Genomic DNA, 1,012 nt, shown 5'->3' with positions numbered 1-1,012 from the left:
CCAACTACTGCTTATTTCCTTTTATCATCAGCGAGCCGGCAATCTCCTTGATTATGGGCATCTTTTCGCATAACTTACCCACAATATTCACAAGCGAAATCAATGGTGTCGGCGTAACTGGATGTAAAAAGTCAAACGGTCTTGCCACGACATCATTAAATCCTTTATTTATCAAGATTCGTGATATTTGCCATCTGAAGAATGCTTGTTCATCAGGCGATTCACCCACTAATTTTTTGATGAATTTTATATTCTTGACAACGAGATTTTGTGGATTAAGCATATTTGGTTCAGTAAAGGCGATTTTACCACCTGGTTTTAAGACCCGTTTCATCTCTTCTAATGCCTTGTCTAAATTAAGATGGTGTAAAACGGCATTCCCAACGACCGCCTCAAAAATACCTTCTTTAAATGGTAAATTCTCAGCATCGGCAATGATAAAATTGACATCTGGTAATTTTTGTTTTGCCTGCTGGATTAATGGTAATGAAATATCAATGGCAATTATCTTTTTTGAAGATGGTGATAATCTTGATGTATATTCACCAGTGCCACAGCCTAATTCAAGGGTTTTTTCAGCCGTATTAATTTCTGCTAATGATGTTAAGAGATAACTTCTGCGTTCTACCCTTAACTGGCCAGCTTTAGTTGCCTGCCCCCAGATAAATTCTGCTTTATCTGAGATTCGTTTGCCATGTTCTATCTCATCTTTTAAATTATGCAAGTCCTTCTCCTGAAAAATAGTTAATTAGAGATTAGAGAATTAGTGAATTAGAACCTGCACTCTTGCTAATCTCTAATCTCCAATCTCTAATCTCTATGCTCAATTTTCGTAAGCGTTCAGGTGGTGTAACAAAAGGAGATGTGGAGATTAAGAAGATAGGAAGATATTATTAAAAAAATTGAAATTAGTAGAAACTAATAGAAATTTATAGAAATTTGTTGTTTTCCACAATCAATTTCTACCTATTTCTATAAATTTCAATCTATTTCTATTATCTTATCTCCATAT

1 protein-coding gene is annotated in these 1,012 nt (G+C 34.7%); it reads right to left on the bottom strand.

Annotated features, from left to right (window positions below; all coding sequences use genetic code 11):
* Window positions 1–4: 4 nt before the first annotated feature.
* A complete protein-coding gene (locus AB1422_19635) occupies window positions 5–724 on the bottom strand; it encodes a class I SAM-dependent methyltransferase (protein ID MEW6621514.1) in 720 nt (239 codons plus the stop codon).
* Window positions 725–1,012 lie beyond the last annotated feature (288 nt).

Source organism: bacterium (assembly GCA_040757115.1).
GTDB lineage: Bacteria > UBA9089 > CG2-30-40-21 > CG2-30-40-21 > SBAY01 > JBFLXS01.
The sequence above is the reverse complement of the archived record's forward strand: the minus strand, read 5'-3'. Positions and strand labels throughout refer to the sequence as shown.